General features: G+C 70.3%; 9 protein-coding genes (1 of these 9 cut by a window edge). 8 read left to right on the top strand and 1 reads right to left on the bottom strand.

Annotated elements, in window-relative coordinates; translation table 11 throughout:
• Positions 1 to 253 precede the first annotated feature (253 nt).
• Positions 254 to 1,468, bottom strand: a complete 1,215-nt coding sequence (locus tag ABZ345_RS31645) for a VCBS repeat-containing protein (protein ID WP_359856732.1) — start codon at positions 1,466 to 1,468, stop codon at positions 254 to 256.
• Between the two features lie 122 nt (positions 1,469 to 1,590).
• Between ABZ345_RS31645 and ABZ345_RS31640 the strand changes: the two genes are divergently transcribed.
• The 8 genes from ABZ345_RS31640 to ABZ345_RS31605 form a co-directional block, all read left to right on the top strand.
• Complete coding sequence (locus tag ABZ345_RS31640) at positions 1,591 to 3,420, top strand: hypothetical protein (protein WP_359856729.1); 1,830 nt, start codon at positions 1,591 to 1,593, stop codon at positions 3,418 to 3,420.
• A gap of 67 nt (positions 3,421 to 3,487) precedes the next feature.
• Complete coding sequence (locus ABZ345_RS31635; protein WP_359856727.1) at positions 3,488 to 4,249, top strand: ESX secretion-associated protein EspG; 762 nt, start codon at positions 3,488 to 3,490, stop codon at positions 4,247 to 4,249.
• Positions 4,250 to 4,635: 386 nt separating this feature from the next.
• On the top strand, positions 4,636 to 5,013 hold the full coding sequence (locus tag ABZ345_RS31630) for a hypothetical protein (RefSeq protein ID WP_359856725.1): 378 nt from the start codon (positions 4,636 to 4,638) through the stop codon (positions 5,011 to 5,013).
• 49 nt (positions 5,014 to 5,062) lie between these two features.
• A complete protein-coding gene (locus ABZ345_RS31625) occupies positions 5,063 to 6,655 on the top strand; it encodes a PPE domain-containing protein (protein ID WP_359856722.1) in 1,593 nt (530 codons plus the stop codon).
• A complete protein-coding gene (locus ABZ345_RS31620; RefSeq protein WP_359856719.1) occupies positions 6,652 to 7,410 on the top strand; it encodes an ESX secretion-associated protein EspG in 759 nt (252 codons plus the stop codon). The genes ABZ345_RS31625 and ABZ345_RS31620 overlap by 4 nt, the downstream gene beginning before the upstream one ends.
• Positions 7,411 to 7,453: 43 nt before the next feature.
• Positions 7,454 to 7,957 carry a YbaB/EbfC family nucleoid-associated protein gene (locus tag ABZ345_RS31615; protein WP_359856717.1) on the top strand — a complete coding sequence of 168 codons (504 nt, stop codon included), beginning with the start codon at positions 7,454 to 7,456 and terminating at the stop codon, positions 7,955 to 7,957.
• A 48-nt stretch (positions 7,958 to 8,005) separates the two neighbouring features.
• Positions 8,006 to 9,721 carry a hypothetical protein gene (locus ABZ345_RS31610; protein WP_359856714.1) on the top strand — a complete coding sequence of 572 codons (1,716 nt, stop codon included), beginning with the start codon at positions 8,006 to 8,008 and terminating at the stop codon, positions 9,719 to 9,721.
• A 59-nt stretch (positions 9,722 to 9,780) separates the two neighbouring features.
• Positions 9,781 to 18,933, top strand: partial view of a glycosyltransferase gene (locus ABZ345_RS31605; RefSeq protein ID WP_359856712.1) — the 5' portion only. 18,363 nt of this gene lie beyond the right edge of the window; the window shows 9,153 of its 27,516 coding nt (coding positions 1-9,153); it begins with the start codon at positions 9,781 to 9,783; its stop codon lies off the right edge, out of view.

The raw sequence follows: 18,933 nt of genomic DNA, 5'->3' as shown, positions 1-18,933 counted from the left end.
GAGGCCGTCGTTCCCGCATCCCAACACGATAAGATGATCAAGACGAATCGTCGTTCCCGCCCCAACCATCCTCATGTGCGAAAGACGGGGCTAGCGACCCACCACAAGGGGCCGTCCCACAGAACGAGAAAGGTCGTGCGCGGCTCCGGTACACAATGAGCCGCGCACGACCGTCCCCCCTCACCGAGCGGGCTGGGGGTCCCACTCGGCTTGCCCCGGTCCCGCCGTCTCCCCTCAGACGGGACCGGTCGTCCTAAATCCCGCCGAACCCACCGAACCCATCGGCCAGAGCGACGAACACACCCTTGTTGGCGAACCCGACGACATCCGCTGCGCCCTCACCCGTGATGTCCGCCAGCAACCGCGGGTTCTGAGTGACGGTCCAGCCTCGATCGGAACCGAAGTCCGCGTTGACCAGACGCGCCGGACCGAACGTGCCATCGCCACGAGAGACCGCGGAGACGACACCAGCGAAGCTGAACCCGACGATGTCCGCCCGCTTGTCGTGCGTGACATCGGCCAGCGACGGCGAAGGCTGCGACGAGGTGCCGTAGCCGTACCCGCTGTTGTAACCGAACTCGCCGACCCCCACGCCGAACGTCCCGAAGGTGCCACCGCCGAGCGCACGGCCCGTGTAGGTGTTGGCGTCGTTGCCGAAGCGGACCGCGTCGGCGTACCCGTCACCGGTGATGTCACTGACCTGGAAGACCCCGGACGAGTCCGTGGTGGACGGCTGCGACACCCCGTAAGTGCCGTCGGGACGGCCCAGCGACGACATCGGCGTGAAGCCGGGGTTGTAGCGCACGGACAGGATGTCCGGCCGTGCGTCACCACCGACGTTCGCCACCTTGAACTGGTTGAAGTCGAACCGGTCCGCGGTGAACTCGGAGGTCGCGAGGTACGGCGTCGCGAAGCCACCGCCGCCCGACGCGAGCGAGATGTCGAGGCGTCCGTCCGAGAACGCGTAGAGGTCCGTGCGGCCGTCGAGGTTCGCGTCGCCCAGCTGCAGGCTCAGCGGGCCCGGCCGGCCGTTGGCACCGGCGACGCCCGAGGCGAAGCGCATCGGGCCGAAGGACCCGTCGCCGTTGCCCACCGCGGTCCACACGCCGTCGGGCCCGGCCCCCACCAGGTCCCCGAAGCCGTCACCGGTGATGTCCGCGACCCAGCGCGGGTGCTTGCCGATCCGCCATCCGGAGTTGTAGCCGTAGCCCGGAAGGACGTGCTTGGGCGGCGTGAACCCGCCGCCTCCCAGCGCGACCGACGTGTACACGCCGTCCTCGCCGAACCCGACGATGTCGGCCTTGCCGTCGCGCGTGACGTCGGCGAGCACCCGCAGGTGCTTCTCGGTCCGCCACCCCTGGTCGTAACCGAACGCCCCCAGCACGTACTTCGCGACCGGAACCGGTGCTGCCACCGCGGGCACCGAGGGCACGAGGCCCACGAGTACCAGAGCGGCAGCCCCGAGCACCCGTCTCCAGGTAGTGCTTCTCAAAGCATTGCCCCCTAAAGCAAATTCACGTTCAACGTCCCCTTCCTGAGGCGTTCCACCCCGTTCCACGCCCGTTCCACGCGTCTGCTTGGGTGTGCGGCGTGACGCCCGAGTCGTTGTTGGAAGCAGGCACCCGAGCGCTGGCTCAGAACGGGGACCTGCGCACCAGCAGGGAGCACTTCGCCCAGGCCTACGAGGCCGCCCAGCGCACCGGTGACGTGCACACCCTCGTCGCGGCGGCACTCGGCGCCGGTGGTGTCTGGGTGCACGAACACCGCACCGCCGCCGAGGCCGAACTGGTGCGGTCGCGGATCAGGCACGCGCTCACGCTGGTGGAGCCGAAGTCCGACCTCGCGTTACGACTGAGACTCAGGCTCACGGCCGAAAGCGACTACCAGGCCAACGAGCACGCGAACATCCTCGAACTCCTCGACGAAGCAAGGAAAGCCGTCGACCCGGTAGTGCGCGTCGAGGCGCTGAGCCTCGCGCACCACTGCGTCCTCGGGCCGGACCACGTCGAGCTGCGCAAGGAACTCGCCGCCGAGATGATCAGCGAGAGCCTCCGCAGTGGACGCAGCGGTGACCTCATGATGGCGTTGCTGTGGCAGGTGGTCGACCACTTCCTCGACGCCGACCCGCACGCCGTCCGCCGCCTCACCGATCTCCAGGAACGGCTCAAGCACGAGGACCACCTCGCCGTGCGGTTCGTGGTGAGCGCGATCGAGGTGATGCTCGCGATCAGGGACGGCCGGTTCGACGAGGCCGAGCAGCTGGCCGGGGTGAGCGCGCAGCTCGGTGCCGAGGCCGGTGACGTCGACGCGACGGCCTGGTACGGCGCGCAGATCTGCGCGGTCCGCTGGTACCAGGGCCGCACGGCGGAGCTGTTCCCGTTGCTGGACCACCTGGTGCACTCGCCGACGCTGAGCACCGTCGACAACTCGTTCTTCAGCGCGCTGGCCGTCGCGGCCGCGTTGTCCGGGGACAGGCGCAAGGCCCAGGGCGCGCTCGCGATGCTGTGCCGGCGCGGACTCGGCTCGCTGCCGCGCTCCAGCACGTGGCTCGTCACGATGAGCGGGGTCGCGGACGCCGCCCATCTGCTCGGCGACGTCGACGTCGCGCGCGAGGTCTACGAGATCCTGCTGCCGTTCGCGCGGCTGCCGCTCATGGCGAGCCTCGCCGTCACGTGCTTCGGCTCGGCGCAGCACCCGCTCGGGCTGGCTGCGCTGACGTTCGGCGACCTCGGCCTCGCGCTCACCCACCTCAAGGCCGCCGTGCGGGACAACCAGGCGCTCGGGCACTGGCCCGCGGCGCTGTCGTCGCGCCGGAAGTACGCCGAGGCACTGGAACGGTCGGGCGACGTCGAAGGGGCACGCCGTGAGCTCGCGATGTGCGCGCAGGAGGCCGCCGCGCTGGGCGTCGGCGCACCCCCGGACGCGGATCTCACGGTGCGGCGCGAGGGCCGCAAGTGGCTCGTGCGGCTCGGTGGCCGCAGCGTGCTCGTGGACGGCGGCATCGGCATGGCCCACCTCGCCGTGCTCGCCGCGAACCCCGGCCGGGAGGTCGACGCCGCCGAACTCGTCGCCGGCACCAACGCCCTGACCGGTGAGATCGCCGGGGAGATCACCGCTCAGGACCAGCTCGACCCGGAAGCGCTGCGGCAGTACCGGAGCAGGCTCGCCGAGCTGCGCGGCCGCGATCTCGACGACGCCGGGCAGGCCGAGCACGACTGGCTCGCCGGGGAGATCGCGGCGGCCACCGGTCTGGCCGGCAGGACCCGCTCGTTCTCCGACTCCGGCGAACGCGCCCGCATCGCCGTGGGCAAGGCGATCCGGCGAGCGGTGAGCGCGCTCTCCTCGGCCGATCCGGTGATCGGCGACCACGTGCGCGACCACGTCCGAACGGGCCGCCGCTGCAGCTACTCGCCGATGTGAGGCTCGTCCGGGGTCCAGTTCGGGTGAATCCTGTCCGTCTGCCCGCGCTCTCCCCGATACTGCTGACGTGATCACGCCCGAATATCTCCTGTCGCCGCGTGAGTTCGAGGTCCTGTGGCGGACGCTTCGACTCGGCCGGCTGCCCTACCCGCTCGACGTGCCCAGCGAGGGCGACACCGAGCAGGAGGTCAAGGCCCTGCAGCAGAAGACGCTCGCCGGTCTGCGCGACCGCGGGCTGGCCGACGACGAGCGGCTCGAGGACCTGCTGCGGCTGCTCGACCACCACGAGGTCTCGGTGGACGCCGTGCTGGGGCTGGACCGGACCGTGCGGGCACTGGCGGCGTCCAGCGGCGAGCAGGCCGTGCTGGCGATCATCGACGGCGACGCGATCGGACTGCTGGAGATCCGGCCCACCGGCCTCGCGCGCGAGATCGTGCAGGTGCTGCCGAAGGGCGAGCCCGGTCCCGGCAACGCGCTGTCCGTGCGAGCGGACACGTTGCAGCAGGCCGCCGCTCTGCAGGAGGCCGAGCACGAGGACGAGTCCGAGGACCCGTGGGGTGCCGCCGACGACGAGCTGGACGACAACCAGGCGCTGCAGAAGGCCGGTCTGTCCTCCCAGGACGCCAAGCAGCTGGGCGAACTCGCCGCGAGCCGCGTCGCGGGCGGCCAGTTCGGGGTGACGCACGGCCGGCAGCGCTCGGGGGTGGTGATCAACTGGTTCGACACCCACCAGGGCCGTTACCTCGTGGTCAACTCCGACGGCTGGCTCAGCCTCTCCCCCGCCGACAACGACCGCATCGCCACGAGGATCGACTCCGTGCTGGCGTGAATTGATCACCAATAGAACGGGCGCGCACTCCGGTGCGCGCCCGTTCTTCGTCTACCCCCGAGACCATTCGATCGGGTGATGTCCGAATGTTGCGTAATCGAGATCAAGCCAAGCCTAAGCGTCCTCTGCGGACCGCTGTGATTTGAGCCACACTCGACGCAGGTCAAGGCCCGTTCCAGTGATGTGAACAGAGATCGGGAGCCCGAATGGGCATTCAGTCGAGAGCGCTCCCACAACCAGGGCAAACGATCTTCCTGATCACCGCTCGTTCACCCGGTGGTGGCCCGTTTGGCTATGCGAGAACGCATTGTGAACGCGAGTCTCAATTGGTTACACGCCAGATGGAAAAGTGAGCGTTGTACCAAAAGCTACTTGATACTGCACGCATGTACATCGTCGGTGACAACGACGCTGTCCCGTTGAAGGACACCGTCAGCTCGGGTCAGGTGCAACTCGACCCGACCGCGGGCGAGGAGCTCCGCAAACAGCTGCAGGCCCAGATCGACCAAGTCGACTCGTGGCTCGAACGCGCCAACAGCAGCATCGCCCGTCCCGCACCGCTCGGCGCGAACCCCGTCGGGGACGCCATGCGCGAAAAGTTCACCCAACGGGCCGAGGGTGAACCGTACTCGTTCGTCAGCGTCATGACCGCCTACCGCACCGTGCTGGAACAGACGAAGACCTCGATCGTCGAGGCGATCGAGAACTTCAGCCGCCTCGACGAGGAGCAGCAGGCCGAACTGAAGAAGATCACGAACAGCTGATCCCGGCTCGGATCCAGCTGACTCCACCGAAGCGAGAGGCGAGCCGGTCATGCCCCCCGAGACCGACCCGAGCGAGTTCGAGAACAAGCCGGTCCTCACGGACCCCCAGAACTGGGCGTCACGCTCGCATGCCGAGCTCTACGCCGCCGTGCACAACAACAACGACCCCGGTCAGGCCGGTCAGATCAGCTCCGACTGGGGCAAGTACGGCTCCGAGCTGACAGAGGCGTCCCGCACCATCAACGCGGTCATCACCGCGTCGGAGTCCAAGTGGACGGGTGGTGCCGCCGAGGCCGCCCGTGACGCGATGAAGAGGCTCGGCGACTGGGTCGACGAGACCGCCCGCACCGCCGTCGAGGTCGGCAACAAGGTCGCCGACCAGGGCCGCGTGATGGAGAGTGCCCGCGCGCAGATGCCAGGGCCCGTCCAGTTCGACTGGAACAAGGCCGCGGCCGCGCTCTCGCAGCCGGGCACGCCCGCGTTCGTGCTGGCCGCCGCCGACATCGCGATGGCCAACACCGCCTCGCGCGCGGCGCACGACCAGGCGGTCACCGTCATGACCACCATGGAGAACAACTCCCGGCAGATCGACTCGTCGACGCCGACCTTCAAGCCGCCGTTCAACCCGAACACCGGCCAGGTCGAGGAGCCGGTGATGGCGGTGCAGAGCATGTCCGGCGCTCCGACGCTCAACGGCGCGGACGGCCTCATGTCGACGCACGCGCAGGGTGGCGCCGGCGTGGCCGCTCCGCCCAGCCCGTCCGGTGGCGCGACCGGTGGCGCTCCGCAAGGTGGTGCGCCCGCGCCCGCCGCAGCGGCGTACACGCCCTCGGCTCCCGGCTACACCCCGCCGGCCAACCCCGGTGGTGGCGGAGGCGGAGGCGGTGGTGGCGGTGGCTACACGCCGCAGAACCCCGGCTACAACCCCGGCAACACGAACGTGGCCGCCGCGGCGTACACGCCGTCGGCGCCGGGCTACACCCCGCCGCCCAACCCCGGTACGACCTACACGAGCGGCAGCGGCGGCAACTACACGCCGCAGTTCCCGACCGGTGGCGCGCCGTACGCCGGCCGGGGCCCGTCCGGTGGTGCGCCGCGGCCGAACGCGAACATCCCCAAGATCCCCGTGGTCGGCAAGGACATCGCGAACCCGAACTACACCCCGCAGAACCCGAAGGGCTTCACGCCGTCGGCTCCGGGCTACAACGGCCCCGGTGGGCCCGGCGGTGGCGCTGGTGGTGGCGGCGGTGGCGGTGGCGCCTCGTCGGGCATGAAGCCCGGCGCGATGCCGAACTTCGGCGCGGCCGGTGGTGGCGCGGGCGGCTTCGGTGGCGGCGCGGCCGGTGGTGGCGGTGGCTCGATGCAGCCTGGCGGCACGGCCGGAGTGCAGGGCCAGGCGGGCCGTCCCGGCATGCCGATGACGGGCCCCGGTGGCGCTGCCGCGGCCGGTGCCGGCATGGGCGGCTCGCCGATGGGTGGCGGCGCTCCCGGTGCCGGTGGCAAGGGCGAGGACGACAAGGAACACCGTTCCGCCAGCTACATCATGGGCGGCGACCTGTTCGAGGTCCCCGGCGAGAACCTGCCCCCGTCGGTCATCGGCGGCGCGAAGGTCAAGAAGCAGAAGGGACCTGACGCGTCGTGATCACGCCCGAGTTCCTGCTCTCGCCGCGCGAGTTCGACGTCCTGTGGCACGAGCTGCGGCTCGGCAGGATGCCCTACCCGCTGGACGTGCCGAGCGAGGGCGACACCGAGCAGGACCGCCAGGTGCTGCGCGACAGGACGCTCGAGGAGCTTCGCCGGCGCGGCCTGGTCGAGAACCACCGGCTCGAGGAGTACCTGCGGTTGCTCGACGACCACGAGGTCTCCGTGGACGCCGTGGCGGGACTCGACCGGACCGTGCGGGCGCTCGCCGTCTCCAACGGCGCGCGGGCCGTGCTGGCGATCATCGACGAGGACCAGGTCGGGCTGCTGGCGATCCGGGAGACGGGTATCGCCCGCGAGATCGTGCGGGTGCTGCCCGACGGCGAGCCCGGTCCGGGCACGGCGGTGAACGTGCGGGTCGAGGCGTTGCAGGACGCCGTCGCGATCCAGGAGGCCGAGGAGGCGGGCGACTCCGACGACCTGTGGGGCGCCGCCGACGAGGTGGACGACCAGGCCGCGCTGCAACAGGCCGGTCTGTCCTCCCAGGACGCCAAGCAGTTCGGGGAGCTCGCGGCCAACCGCGTCGCGGGCGGCCAGTTCGGCGTCACCCACGGGCAGCAGCGTTCGGGTGTCGTGATCAACTGGTTCGACACCCACCAGGGCCGCTACCTGATGGTGAACTCGGACGGCTGGCTGAGCCTCTCGCCGACCGACAACGACCGCATCGCCACCCGAATCGACGCCGTGCTCGCGTGAGAGCGCTTCAGCCGATATTGAACCGCCGCCGCCGGAGGACCGTGTGAATCCCGCGAACCCCACCCAGTGGGTCGAAGAGTACGAGGCCAAGCTGGCCGACCTGAAGAAGAAGTCGGAGGACCTGCAGGAGAACTTCGCGGCGTCCACCGCGACCGTGACGTCGAAGGACGGCGCGGTGACGGTGACCGTGGGCCCCAACGGCGGCCTGCAGAACCTCGTCCTCGGGCACCGCGCGGTCGAACTGGGCGCGCCCCGGCTCACCGCGCTGATCCTGGAGACCGCGCGGCACGCCCAGAAGCAGGCGGCGCAGAAGGTCCTCGAGATCTTCCAGCCGCTGGGCGAGGGCACCGAGGCGTACCAGATGGTCTCCGACTCGATCCCCGCCGACGAGGAGGAGATCGAGGAGACCGACGCCTACGAGGAGGCCGAGGAACCGGCTCCCGTCGCACCGCCGGTCAGCCGGCCCGCGGCGGCCCCGCAGCCGCAGCCCGTCCGCGGCCGCCAGCGCGCGAACGACGACGATGACGACGACAACCAGCCTTGGTGAGGACCAGCGATGACCGCTCCTGAAACTCCACTCCCGTCTCCTCCCGGGATGAAGATCACCGAGGAGAACAAGCTCAAGGGCTCGCTGTTCATCGAGGCCTACGGCAGCCTCATCGACGGCATCGGCAAGGAGGCCGAGTCCGAGACCGAGAAGGCGCTGGACATCACGTTCAACGCCATCGGCGCGGCGTCGGCCACGGTGATGCTCGTGATGGACCCGCTGGGCAGCCTCATCGGCGCCGGCATCGGCTGGCTGATCGAGCACGTCTCGTTCCTGCGTGACGCCCTGAACCAGCTGATGGGCAACCCGGAGGAGATCCAGGCCAACGTCGAGGCCACCAAGGCGCGCGCGGCCGAGCTGCGGGTGCTGGCCGAGGACCACAAGAGCGGGCTCGCGACGTTCGACGGCTGGACCGGCACGGCGTCCGAGGCCTACAAGAAGTCGATGGACGGCATGGCGCAGGAGCTCGACGAGCTCGCTCAGGCCGTCGAGACCAAGGCCAAGATCGTCGCGATCATGGGCATGCTCGTCACGGTGCTGCGCGACATCGTCCGCGACATGATCTCCCAGCTGCTCGGGTCGCTGATCGGCGGCGCGATCCTCGCCGCGGCCGCGATGATCCCGACGTTCGGCGCCTCGATCCCGGCCTTCATCGGCTTCGCGGTCGGCAAGGCGGTCGCGCTGGGCACGAACATCGCGTCCCGCGTCGCCCGCGTCGTCGCCGCGCTCGCCCGGCAGATGAAGCGGATCGGCGACCTCGACGGCATCATGGCCAAGATCAGCAAGGGCTGGGAGCGGTTCGAGAACTCCGCCGACGTCGCCGAGATCTCCTACGAGGGCTACAAGGCCTCGAAGGACGTCGACAAGAAGATCGACGAGGCCGTGGCCAACAACGCCGCCGGTGGTGGCGGTGGCGGTGGTGGCGGCGGCGGTGAGCGTTCGGGTGGCAAGACGGCCCAGGACACTCTCGCGCAGGCCCGCGTGGGCACCGTGCAGCACGACGCGGTCGCGGCGACTCCGATGCACATGGTGTCGGGCCACACGCAGACGGACGCGGTCGCGGCCACTCCCATGCACATGGTGTCGGGGCGCACCGAGATGGACGCGCTCGCGCCGATGCAGGCCAGGACCGCGGCCGAGCCCATGCACATGGCGCGCGCTCAGATGGACGCGCTCGAGCCCATGCAGGCCCGGACCGCGATGACGGCCGCCGAGCCCGTGCACATGGCGCGCGCTCAGATGGACGCGGTGCAGCCGTTGCAGCGGTTCGAAGCGGTGCAGGCACCGTTGGCACCGACCCACATGAGCGTCGCCGAGCCGATGCAGCCTCTGCAGCGGATGGAAGCGGCCCACGCACCGTTGGCACCGACCCACATGAACGTGGCCGAGGCCAGGATGGCGACGGACTCGACGATGACCTCGGGTGTCTCGATGACCTCGGGCACGCCGATGCACGAGGCCGTCCAGCCGATGCAGGCGCGGGAGATGTACAACAGCTCGGACTCCACCCCGGCCGAGTCGTCCTCCGGGTACGAGCCCCTGGCGCGGACCCAGATGTCGCACACGTTCGAGGCTCTGCAGCCGGCGCAGGAGAGCTACAACCCGCTGCAGGCGCGCACGGCCTACTCGAGCGTCGAGGCGACCCCCGCCGAGCCGGTGCAGTACGCGGCCGGGTACGACGCGGTCGCCCAGTCCGGTGGTGCTCCGGTCCAGCCGTTGCGGCCGACCGTGGCGCACGAACGGCCCACCAGGCCGTCGGAGTAGCTCCCTCCCAGCCGGGACCCCCTGCTTTGTTCTGACGCAGTACTGGAGAAAAGCCACTCATGGCCAAGGGTGTCAATCCCACACCGTCGCCGTCGCCGAACCCCAACCCGGCGCCGAATCCGACGCCGTCCCCCTCGCCGACGGGGACGGGTGGGGGCAACGTTCCCACGGGCAACAGCGGCTTCTCCATGGACCCCAACTCGATGCAGGGGTTGCAGAACAAGGCGGGGGACCTGGGGTCCCGGCTGTCGAGCATCTCGAGCGGCCTGCGCGGCCTGAACTTCTCCGGCAACGCGCTGGGCCCGATCGGCCTGTTCGCGGTGCCGGCGCTCAACGCGTCCAACGACCACGCCGTCTCGCAGGCGGACAAGGGCTCCAAGGCGTTCACCGACGTCCAGTCGAACCTGAAGGCCACGCACCAGACGGCCATCCAGACCGACCAGGCGCACCAGAAGTCGTTCAACTCGTTCGACACCAGCACCACGGCCAAGCCGCCGCCCGGCAACAACGTCACCACGCCCGGCAACAACGCGGGCGCGGGCCCCAAGGCGTCCGGGCCGGGCTCGATCGCCGGTGGCAACGTCAACACGCTGGGGAACAACACCCCTGGCGGGCCGAAGACCTCGCAGGCGCCGAACATCAAGGGCGGCACCGGCCCGGTCGGCACGGGTGGCTCGAAGGGGCCTGGCGGTCCCGCCGTGTCCGCCCCGCCGCCGGTCAAGGGTGGCACTGGTCCTGTCGGGACGGGTGGCTCGAAGGGGCCCGGCGGTGCTGCCGTTTCCGCTCCGCCTCCGATCAAGGGTGGTACCGGCCCGGCTGCTACCGGTGGTGCCAAGGGACCCGGCGGTGCCGCCGTTTCCGCTCCGCCTCCTGTGAAGGGTGGTGCCGGCCCGATCGGCACCGGTGGGCTGAACACGCCCGGTGGCCCCGCTGTCGGTGCCGCGCCCAACGTCAAGGGTGGCACCGGTCCTGGTGCCGGTGGCGGTCCCAAGGGCGTCGGCGGACCCGCGGTCGGTGCGGCGCCGAACGTCAAGGGCGGTGCCGGTCCTGTCGGGCTCGGTGGCGGCCCCAAGGGCGTCGGCGGTCCTGGTGCGGTGGCGCCTCCGGTCATCGGCGGTGCGACCCCAGGCTCTCCCGGCTCCGCCAAGCCGGGCTCCACGCCCGGTGGCAAGGGCGGCGCGGTCCCGAACGTGCCCACGCCCGGCGGCAAGGGCACGACTCCCGGCTCCTCGACCCCCAGCTCTTCCGGCCCCAAGCCCGGCGTGACCGCTCCCGGCCCGCAGAGCGCGGTGACGTCCCCCTCCACCGGCGGCCCGCGCGGCGCGACCCCACCTCCCGGCGCCCCCGGCATGGCCCCGCCCATGACACCAGGCGCCGGCGCCCAGGGCGGCGACCGAGGCGGCAGCAAGTTCGGCACGGGCGGCGGCAAGGGCGTGTTCGACGCCCCCAAGCCCGGCACGCCCGACAGCACCATCTCCAAGCCCCCACCAGGCTCGACGTCGACCCCTGCACCGGCCCCGAAGCCAGGCACCCCCGGCTCCCCGAACACGGGCTCCGCGAACACGGGCTCCCCGACCGCCGGCTCGCCCAAGCCGGGCGTCCCAGGAACCCCGCCCGCGACGACGCCGGGCCCGCAGAGCGCAACGACGTCCCCCTCGACCACGGCCCCACGCGGCGGCCTCACTCCAGGCGCCACCCCTCCCGCAGCCAACCCAGGCGCCGCAGCCCCACCCATGGCCCCAGGCGGCGCCAACCCAGGAGCCGCGACCTCCGAACGCGGCGGCAGCAAGTTCGGCGGCCCCACCCCGGGCAAGGGCGTGTTCGACGCCCCGAAGCCACCCACCCCGGACAACACCATCTCCAGGGCCCCAGGCACCTCCCCGTCCACACCGCCTCCGGCCCCGAAGCCCACTCCCCTAACACCCGCGCCGGCCACCCCAAACCCGTCCGGCGCCACCCCGAACCCCGCCCCCACCCAGGCACGCCCAACCCCAGCCGCCCCACCACTGGGCACACCGCCGGTGAACGCACCCGGCACCAACACGCCCGGCACGAACCCGCCCGGCACCAACACCCCTGGCGCCAACCCGAACACCGCCCCCACTCAGGCGCGCCCAACTCCGGCCGCGCCACCACTGGGCGCACCGCCAGCGAACGCACCCAGCACGAACGCACCCGGCACGAACCCGCCGGGCGCCAACCCGAACACGGCACCCCCCACCCAGGCACGCCCGGCCCCGGCCGCGCCGCCAGTGGGCGCACCGCCGGTCAACGCGCCTGGCACCAACACCCCAAGCGCCAACCCGAACACGGCACCCCCCACCCAGGCACGCCCGGCCCCGGCCGCGCCGCCAGTGGGCGCACCGCCGGTGAACGCGCCTTCGACGAACACGCCGTCGCCCAGGCCGGACACCGCGCCGTCCACCCAGGCGCCGAGGGCCGATACCGCCCCGCCGGTGCAGTCGCGTCCGGCACCGCCGGCGAACCTCCCGCCGGCCAACGCCCCGTCGCCCGCGCCGAGCGTGAACACGCCGGCGCCGAACGTCAACACGCCGTCGCCCAACCCGTCAGCGAACCCGCCCTCGGCCAACGTTCCGCCCGCGAACACGCCTTCGCCGCGGCCTGAGGCTGCGCCCTCCGCGCAACCGCCCAGGGCTGACACGGCACCGCCCGCGCAGACGCGCCCCACCCCGGCACCGGCCGTGAACGCGCCGCCCGCCAACGTCCCACCAGCGAACGTCCCACCGGTCAACACGCCGGCCCCCAACCCCAGCACCAACGTTCCGCCGGTCAACGCGCCGTCGCCGAACGCGAACCCCGCGCCGAACGTGCCGCCGGCGAACTCGCCGAACACCAACACACCGCCGGTCAACACGCCCAGGCCCGAGACGAACGTGCCCCCGGCCAACACGCCCTCGCCCAAGCCGGAGACCAACGCTCCCCCGGTCCAGACGAGGCCCACGCCGGACACGAACACCCCGCCACCCGCGCAGACACGTCCCGCTCCCGCACCGGCCGTCAACGCGCCACCGGCGAACGTCCCACCCGCGAACGTCCCACCCGCGAACGTCCCACCCGCGAACGTCCCACCCGCGAACGTCCCACCCGCGAACGTCCCACCCGCGAACGTCCCCGCGGCCAACGTTCCACCGGCCAACGTTCCACCGGCCAACGTTCCGCCCGCCAACGTCCCGCCAGCGGCTGTTCCGCCGGCCAACGTCCCACCGGCGAACGCCCCCGCGGCCAACGTCCCACCCCCCAACACGCCGAACCCGAACACCCCGCCGGTCAACACGCCGAACCCGAACACCCCGCCGGTCAACACGCCGACGAACGTGCCCGGTGCCGACGTGCCGCCCACCAGCGGACCGAAGCCCGGCGACTCGAGCGTGCAGACGCGGCCCGCGCCCAACACCACGCCGAGCCCGAACCCCAACAGCAGCACGAACCCCAACGCCGCCCCCGACCTCGTCGTGGCGCCACCGATCGCCACCCCCGCGCCGAACACCGACGCGAACACGAGCGTGAACACCCGCCCGGCACCGGGTGTCATGTCGCGGTCGAACCCCGCCGCCGCCAACTTCCAGGCGCAGCCACGTGCGGGAGGCGGCGGCCGGAAGCGGGCCGCGATCAAGAAGTGGCTCGGCATCGACTTCATCAAGGGGCTGTTCACCAAGCCGAAGCCGACCCCCGCACCGGCCCCGACCATCGCACCACCCACCACCGCACCGACCACCTCACCAAGCACCAACCAGAACACGACTCCCCAGGACCCGTGGGTCGGACTGGTCGGCAAGGGTTCCAACCCGTCCGGAGTGGACCTCGACACCCTGAAGTCCCATGTGGACACAGCGGTCAACGACGGCAAGCCGGGCAAGGCGCGCGTCCTCATCAACCGCATCACGGACCCGGACAAGAAAGCCGAGCTGCAGCAGCACTACGACCAGGCGGTCGGCAACAAGGGCGACGCCGGCAAGGTCGACGTGCCCAAGCAGCTGCACTTCGCCTGGTTCGGCCCCACCCCCAGCCCGGGCGCCGTGCAGGGCATGAAGGAGTGGGGTGCCAAGGTCCAGGAGAACAACGGCAAGAACTCCGACGCGGACCAGCAGTGGAAGGCGACCCTCTGGACCGACAGTTCGGCCAACAACTGGGACCCGCAGGTCGTCCAGGACCTCAACAACGCCGGCATCGAGATCAGGACCGACACGCCAAACCTGGTCAACGACCTGTCCAACGACGTCCAGAGCCGCACGGACACCGAGACGACGATCAACGAGGTGTACGCGGCCGCGCAGCACCCCGACGCCAAGGCCTACAACCTGGCCGCGGACATCTCGCGGTACGCGGTGCTGGCCAAGAACGGTGGCGTGTACCTCGACGTCGACATCCGGCCCGGCGGGGTGTCGCTGGACACCATCGGCGACATGAAGATGCAGCCGACGGACGTGCCGGTGTTCGCACCGCGGATCCGTGACGAGAAGAGCCTCAACGAGACGCTCAAGGGTCAGAACGTCGCGCCCGGCACCGAGCTGCAGACCGCCGAGAACATCCAGTACGGCAAGGGCGAGCTCAACAACAACTTCATCGTCGCGCCGCCGAACAACAGCTTCATCAACAAGTTCGCCGACATCATCCCGCAGAAGTTCGAGGGCCTGAAGAGCTACAACCTGCCGCCCAAGGACTTCAGCGCGCAGCTGAAGGCCCAGGCACCGGACATCTCCGGGCCGAACGTGTTCGTCGACAGCGTCGACCCCAAGATGACGCCGAAGACCGGTCTCATCGGCCTGTTCACGATGGACCCGGACAACCACGGGCTGAAGGTCGAACCCGGCGTCTCCTACATGCCGCCGCAGGTGCCGCTGATCGAGAAGACCGACTTCGGCTCGCTGTTCGACCCGGACCTCAAGAACAAGTGGTCCGGACTCGAGTGGATCACGCCGGAGAGCGAGTCCCAGCTCGACTCGGACGCCCCGCGGTCCGCGCCCGGCAAGGACACCCCGAACGACGTCAAGAGCGGTGGCGCTCCGCCCAAGATGGACCCTCCGACCCCGGAGTCCCATCAGGGCAAGGACGTCATCACCGACGAGTCGTGGCGGCACGACCCGGCCAAGACCGCGGACTGGTCCCAGCCGAACAACCCCGCCGACCGCAGCACCTGGGCCGACCGCAGGAACGACACCGACGTCCGCACCGTCGACCAGGTCGTCCACGACGTCCGCACCGACAGCACGCCGAGCAACATCAAGTCCTACCAGGGACTCATCAACTACGACCTGCGCCGCATCGAGACCAGCCCCGGCAACTTCGTGCAGGAGTACACCGTCAAGGTGCACGTCGACCCTGCCGCGAACGCCGACCCGGACGCCGTGCAGCAGGTCAAGGACAACGCCACCAACGGCGTGAACTCGTTGCTGAACCAGGGTTTCCGGCTGCCCAGCGGCGACCAGTTCCACCTCAACCTCGAGTTCACGAACGACCCGGCCGACGCCCACACCACCATCAAGGTCGACCCGGACAATCCCAACGTCGACCAGACGCACTGGAACCCGGACACCAGCCCCGAGGTCCTCGCCCACGAAACCCTGCACTACCTGGGCATCCCGGACGAGTACAAGGACACCTCGCGGGTCTTCCAGCAGCACGACACGAACTCCGGCGTGCACCAGAACGACGGCGGCATGATGGGCGCCGACGTCCACCTCGACGACCCCGGCGTGCGGCCGCGGCACCTCTGGCTGATCGAACGCACCGCCAACAGCCAGGTCATGGTGCCGGACACGAGGCTGGAGCCGCCCGGCCCGGCCACCGTGCCGCCGCCGGCAGGCTGGACCCCGCCCGCCGACACCTCGCCCAGCACGAACCCGGCGCCCGCCCCCGGCACGACGGCGGACACGAGGCCCGACGCCGACACGCGCCCCATGCCGAAGCACGAGCGCGAGGGTGACAGCGACACCGAGTCGTCGCAGGAGCAGAACAAGAAGCCGAAGCACCACGGCGCGCCGTTCGACCCGACCCCGTACGACCCGGGCGCTGGCCCCAGCAACGCCGGTCCGTCCACTGTGGACACCGACGCGCCGATGGACGTCGACACCCAGACCGACGGCGACGTCGACATGGACGCCCAAAACGACAGCCAGGTCGACGACAGCCAGAACGACAGCCAGGTCGACGACCTCACCACCGCGTTCAACGACCTGTCGCTGGGCAACGTCTCCTTCAACCCGGCGTTCGGGAACCTGGCGAACGCCGGCTTCGACCTGCCCACCAAGGACAACTACCTCGCCAAGCTCAAGGAGAGCGTCGAGGCCGACAAGCGCCCGTCCTTCGTGGTCAACATGATCGTCAACCACAACCAGCTGGGCCAGATCAACGACGTCATCAACTCCATCACCGCGGACGCCGGTCCCACCGCCAAGGACATGGTGTTCGTGATCGGCGTGAACGGCCCCGACGGGTCGATCGGCGACATCAACACCAGCATCGCGAGCGCGAACAACGACATCGCGACCAGGCCGGAACCGATCGCGCTCGTGCCGCAGACGTTCGACCCGGCGAAGGGTTTCCCCTTCGGCACCATGCGCAACGAGACGATGCACAGCCCTGCCACGACGTTCGCCATCGGCGCGATGAACGGCAAGGACACGCATCCGTACATCTCGTTCCAGGACTTCGACACCGGCTCGCGCAAGGTGACCAGCGGCGAGAAGGACATCTTCAACCACTTCAAGGACTCGCTGAACCCGCCGGGCGCTGGCCCGATCCGCCCGATGCTGTACTCGGGCGGCTACCGCGTCGGCGACCCGGCCGCGCTCGTCACCGACACGCAGACCCGGATCGACAACGAACGCGCCAAGATCAACAGCGATCCCAAGATCAAGCCCGCGGACAAGGCGGCGGCTCTCAAGGAGCTGCAGGTCGCGGAACAGCAGATCCAGAAGGCGGACTTCGCCGAGAAGTTCCAGCAGGCGATGAGCGACGACATGGACGCGCGCAGCCGCCAGAAGGACTCGGCGCCGCTGCTGCCGTACTCGCCGGAGCCCAACCTCTTCATCGACGCCAACGTCACGGTCGTCGCGCCCGACGTGAAGTTCAGCAAGGACGCCAACGAGTTCGGCGGCCTCAGCCAGTCGATCAACAAGTTCGCCGGCAACGAGATCGTCGAGATCCACACCAACCAGCTGCCGAAGCCCGAGCTCAACGAGGACGTCAAGCAGGCCAAGGCGCAGCTCGAGGCCGACATCCGCGAGCAGGGCGGCAAGCCGAGCCCCGCCCAGGCCAAGGTCCTGGCCTCGCTCGACGCCGAGATCAAGGCCAAGGACACGCGTGCCGCGGCCGATCCGACGTTCAAGGACAAGGCCGCGCAGATCGTCATCGACTCCGGCATCGACGTCGACCTGAAGAACAACCGCAACCCCTACCGCGGCGAGAACTTCACCAGCGACTTCGTCAACGGCGCGGTGGGCACCGACCTGTCGCGTCTCGCGCTCGGGTTCGCCAAGTCCGAGGGCAAGTCCTGGCCGCAGTCGCACGTCGCCCTCACCTCGGTGACCAGCCGCATGTACGGCGCCACGCCGGACCCGGTGACCGGCAAGGTGGACCCCCAGGCCGACAGGGCGGCCAAGGCCGACGTGTCCGGCGCGAAGATCCGCGACGAGTTCGGGGACAAGAAGCCCGCCAAGGACGGCACGCCGAACCCGAAGAACAAGCCGCACCAGCAGCGCGAGGCCCAGCAGGTCACGACGCACGAGTACAGCTACGACCCCGCCACCGGCAAGCACACGCCCGTCGGCTCGCAGGGTGGCTGGAACCCGGACCTCAACCCCGACACCGCGAAGCAGGACTCCAAGAAGCTCGGCACGCAGGACAAGAACACCCTCAGCACGGCGGTCTCCGCGCCGATCGAGGGTCACGGGCACATGGGCATCGACCCGACGGCCAAGAACGAAAAAATGGCCGCGATGCTCAACCTCGCGTTGTCGTCCAACCCGAGCAACATCACCCGCACGTTCGGCACGCTGGAGCACGGCGTCCTGCCGATCGCCGCGGAACCACGGCCCGACGGCATGTTCAAGGCCGTCGAGGACGCCATGGCGACGGACGCCGCGGCCAACCCCGCCCCGTCCGGGTCCAAGAAGGGCAAGGGCAAGGCGGCTCCGGCTCCCGAACCCAAGTCCGCCGCGGACCTGCGCGCCGGCGCGATCCAGAAGGGGTCGATCGCGTCGCCCGCGATCACCAAGCAGATCGCGGACTTCCGCCAGCAGCACGGCCTGGACAACGGCCACCTGGTCAACGCGCTGATCGAGCCGAACACCAGCGCCAACCCCGGCACGGACACCTCGCCTGAGAAGCAGGCCGACAACGCCAAGGCGGCCAAGGCGGAGGAGCTGGCCGCCAAGCTGCTCGCGACGGAGATCGGCCGGCCGATCAAGATCCACGGCCCGGACGGCGTCAAGACCGTCGACCCGTTCTTCGAGCCCAGGCCGGAGACGAACTCGAAGTCCAAGCCGGCGGACATCACGAAGGCGGACAAGTGGACGCCGCCGACGTTCCCGCCACCGCTGGAGCTCGACGCACGCCCGAACCCGAACGGCAAGACGACCTACACCCCGCACAACCCCTCGAACGACCTGGGTGAAGGCCCGTCGCACCGTCCCGCACCGCCCGCGCCACCGGCACCGCCCGCGCCGGACGTGCAGACCCGCTCGGCGCCGCCCGCGTCCGATGTGGACACTCGTCCCGCACCGCCGGACACCCAGACGCGCCCCGCACCGCCGAAGCCGACGCCGAACCCGGTCGTCCCGATGGTCACGCTGGCCCCGCAGCCCGTGGGCCAGGTCCCCGGCACGAACCTGCCGAGCTTCTTCCAGGACAACAAGGCACTCGGCTCGATCACGCCGACGAACGTCCGCGGCGCGGACGCGGTCGTCGGCGAGATCCAGGGCCTCAAGCCGAACGACCAGGCGCGCATCAAGGACGCGCTGGAGAACGACTTCGAAACCTTCCTCGGCAACGGCCGCAACTTCCAGGTGAAGATCGGCAACGCTTGGTTCGAGGCGAACATCCGCGCCGAGATGAACGCGGACACGAACACGTCCGTGACGGACGCGGCCGACACCAAGGTGGACAAGAACTTCCAGGCCGCCGCGGCCTCCACCACCACGAACACCATCGCCACGTCCAACGACGTCGGCGGCTCGGCCACGGCCGGTGTC

Source organism: Lentzea sp. NPDC005914 (assembly GCF_040629405.1).
GTDB lineage: Bacteria > Actinomycetota > Actinomycetes > Mycobacteriales > Pseudonocardiaceae > Lentzea.
The sequence above is the reverse complement of the archived record's forward strand: the minus strand, read 5'-3'. Positions and strand labels throughout refer to the sequence as shown.

Bases quoted from the DNA above. Each gene is read 5' to 3' on its own strand.
- ABZ345_RS31610 (WP_359856714.1), top strand. From the start codon at position 8,006: ATGAAGATCACCGAGGAGAACAAGCTCAAGGGCTCGCTGTTCATCGAG.
- ABZ345_RS31625 (WP_359856722.1), top strand. From the start codon at position 5,063: ATGCCCCCCGAGACCGACCCGAGCGAGTTCGAGAACAAGCCGGTCCTC.
- ABZ345_RS31630 (WP_359856725.1), top strand. From the start codon at position 4,636: ATGTACATCGTCGGTGACAACGACGCTGTCCCGTTGAAGGACACCGTC.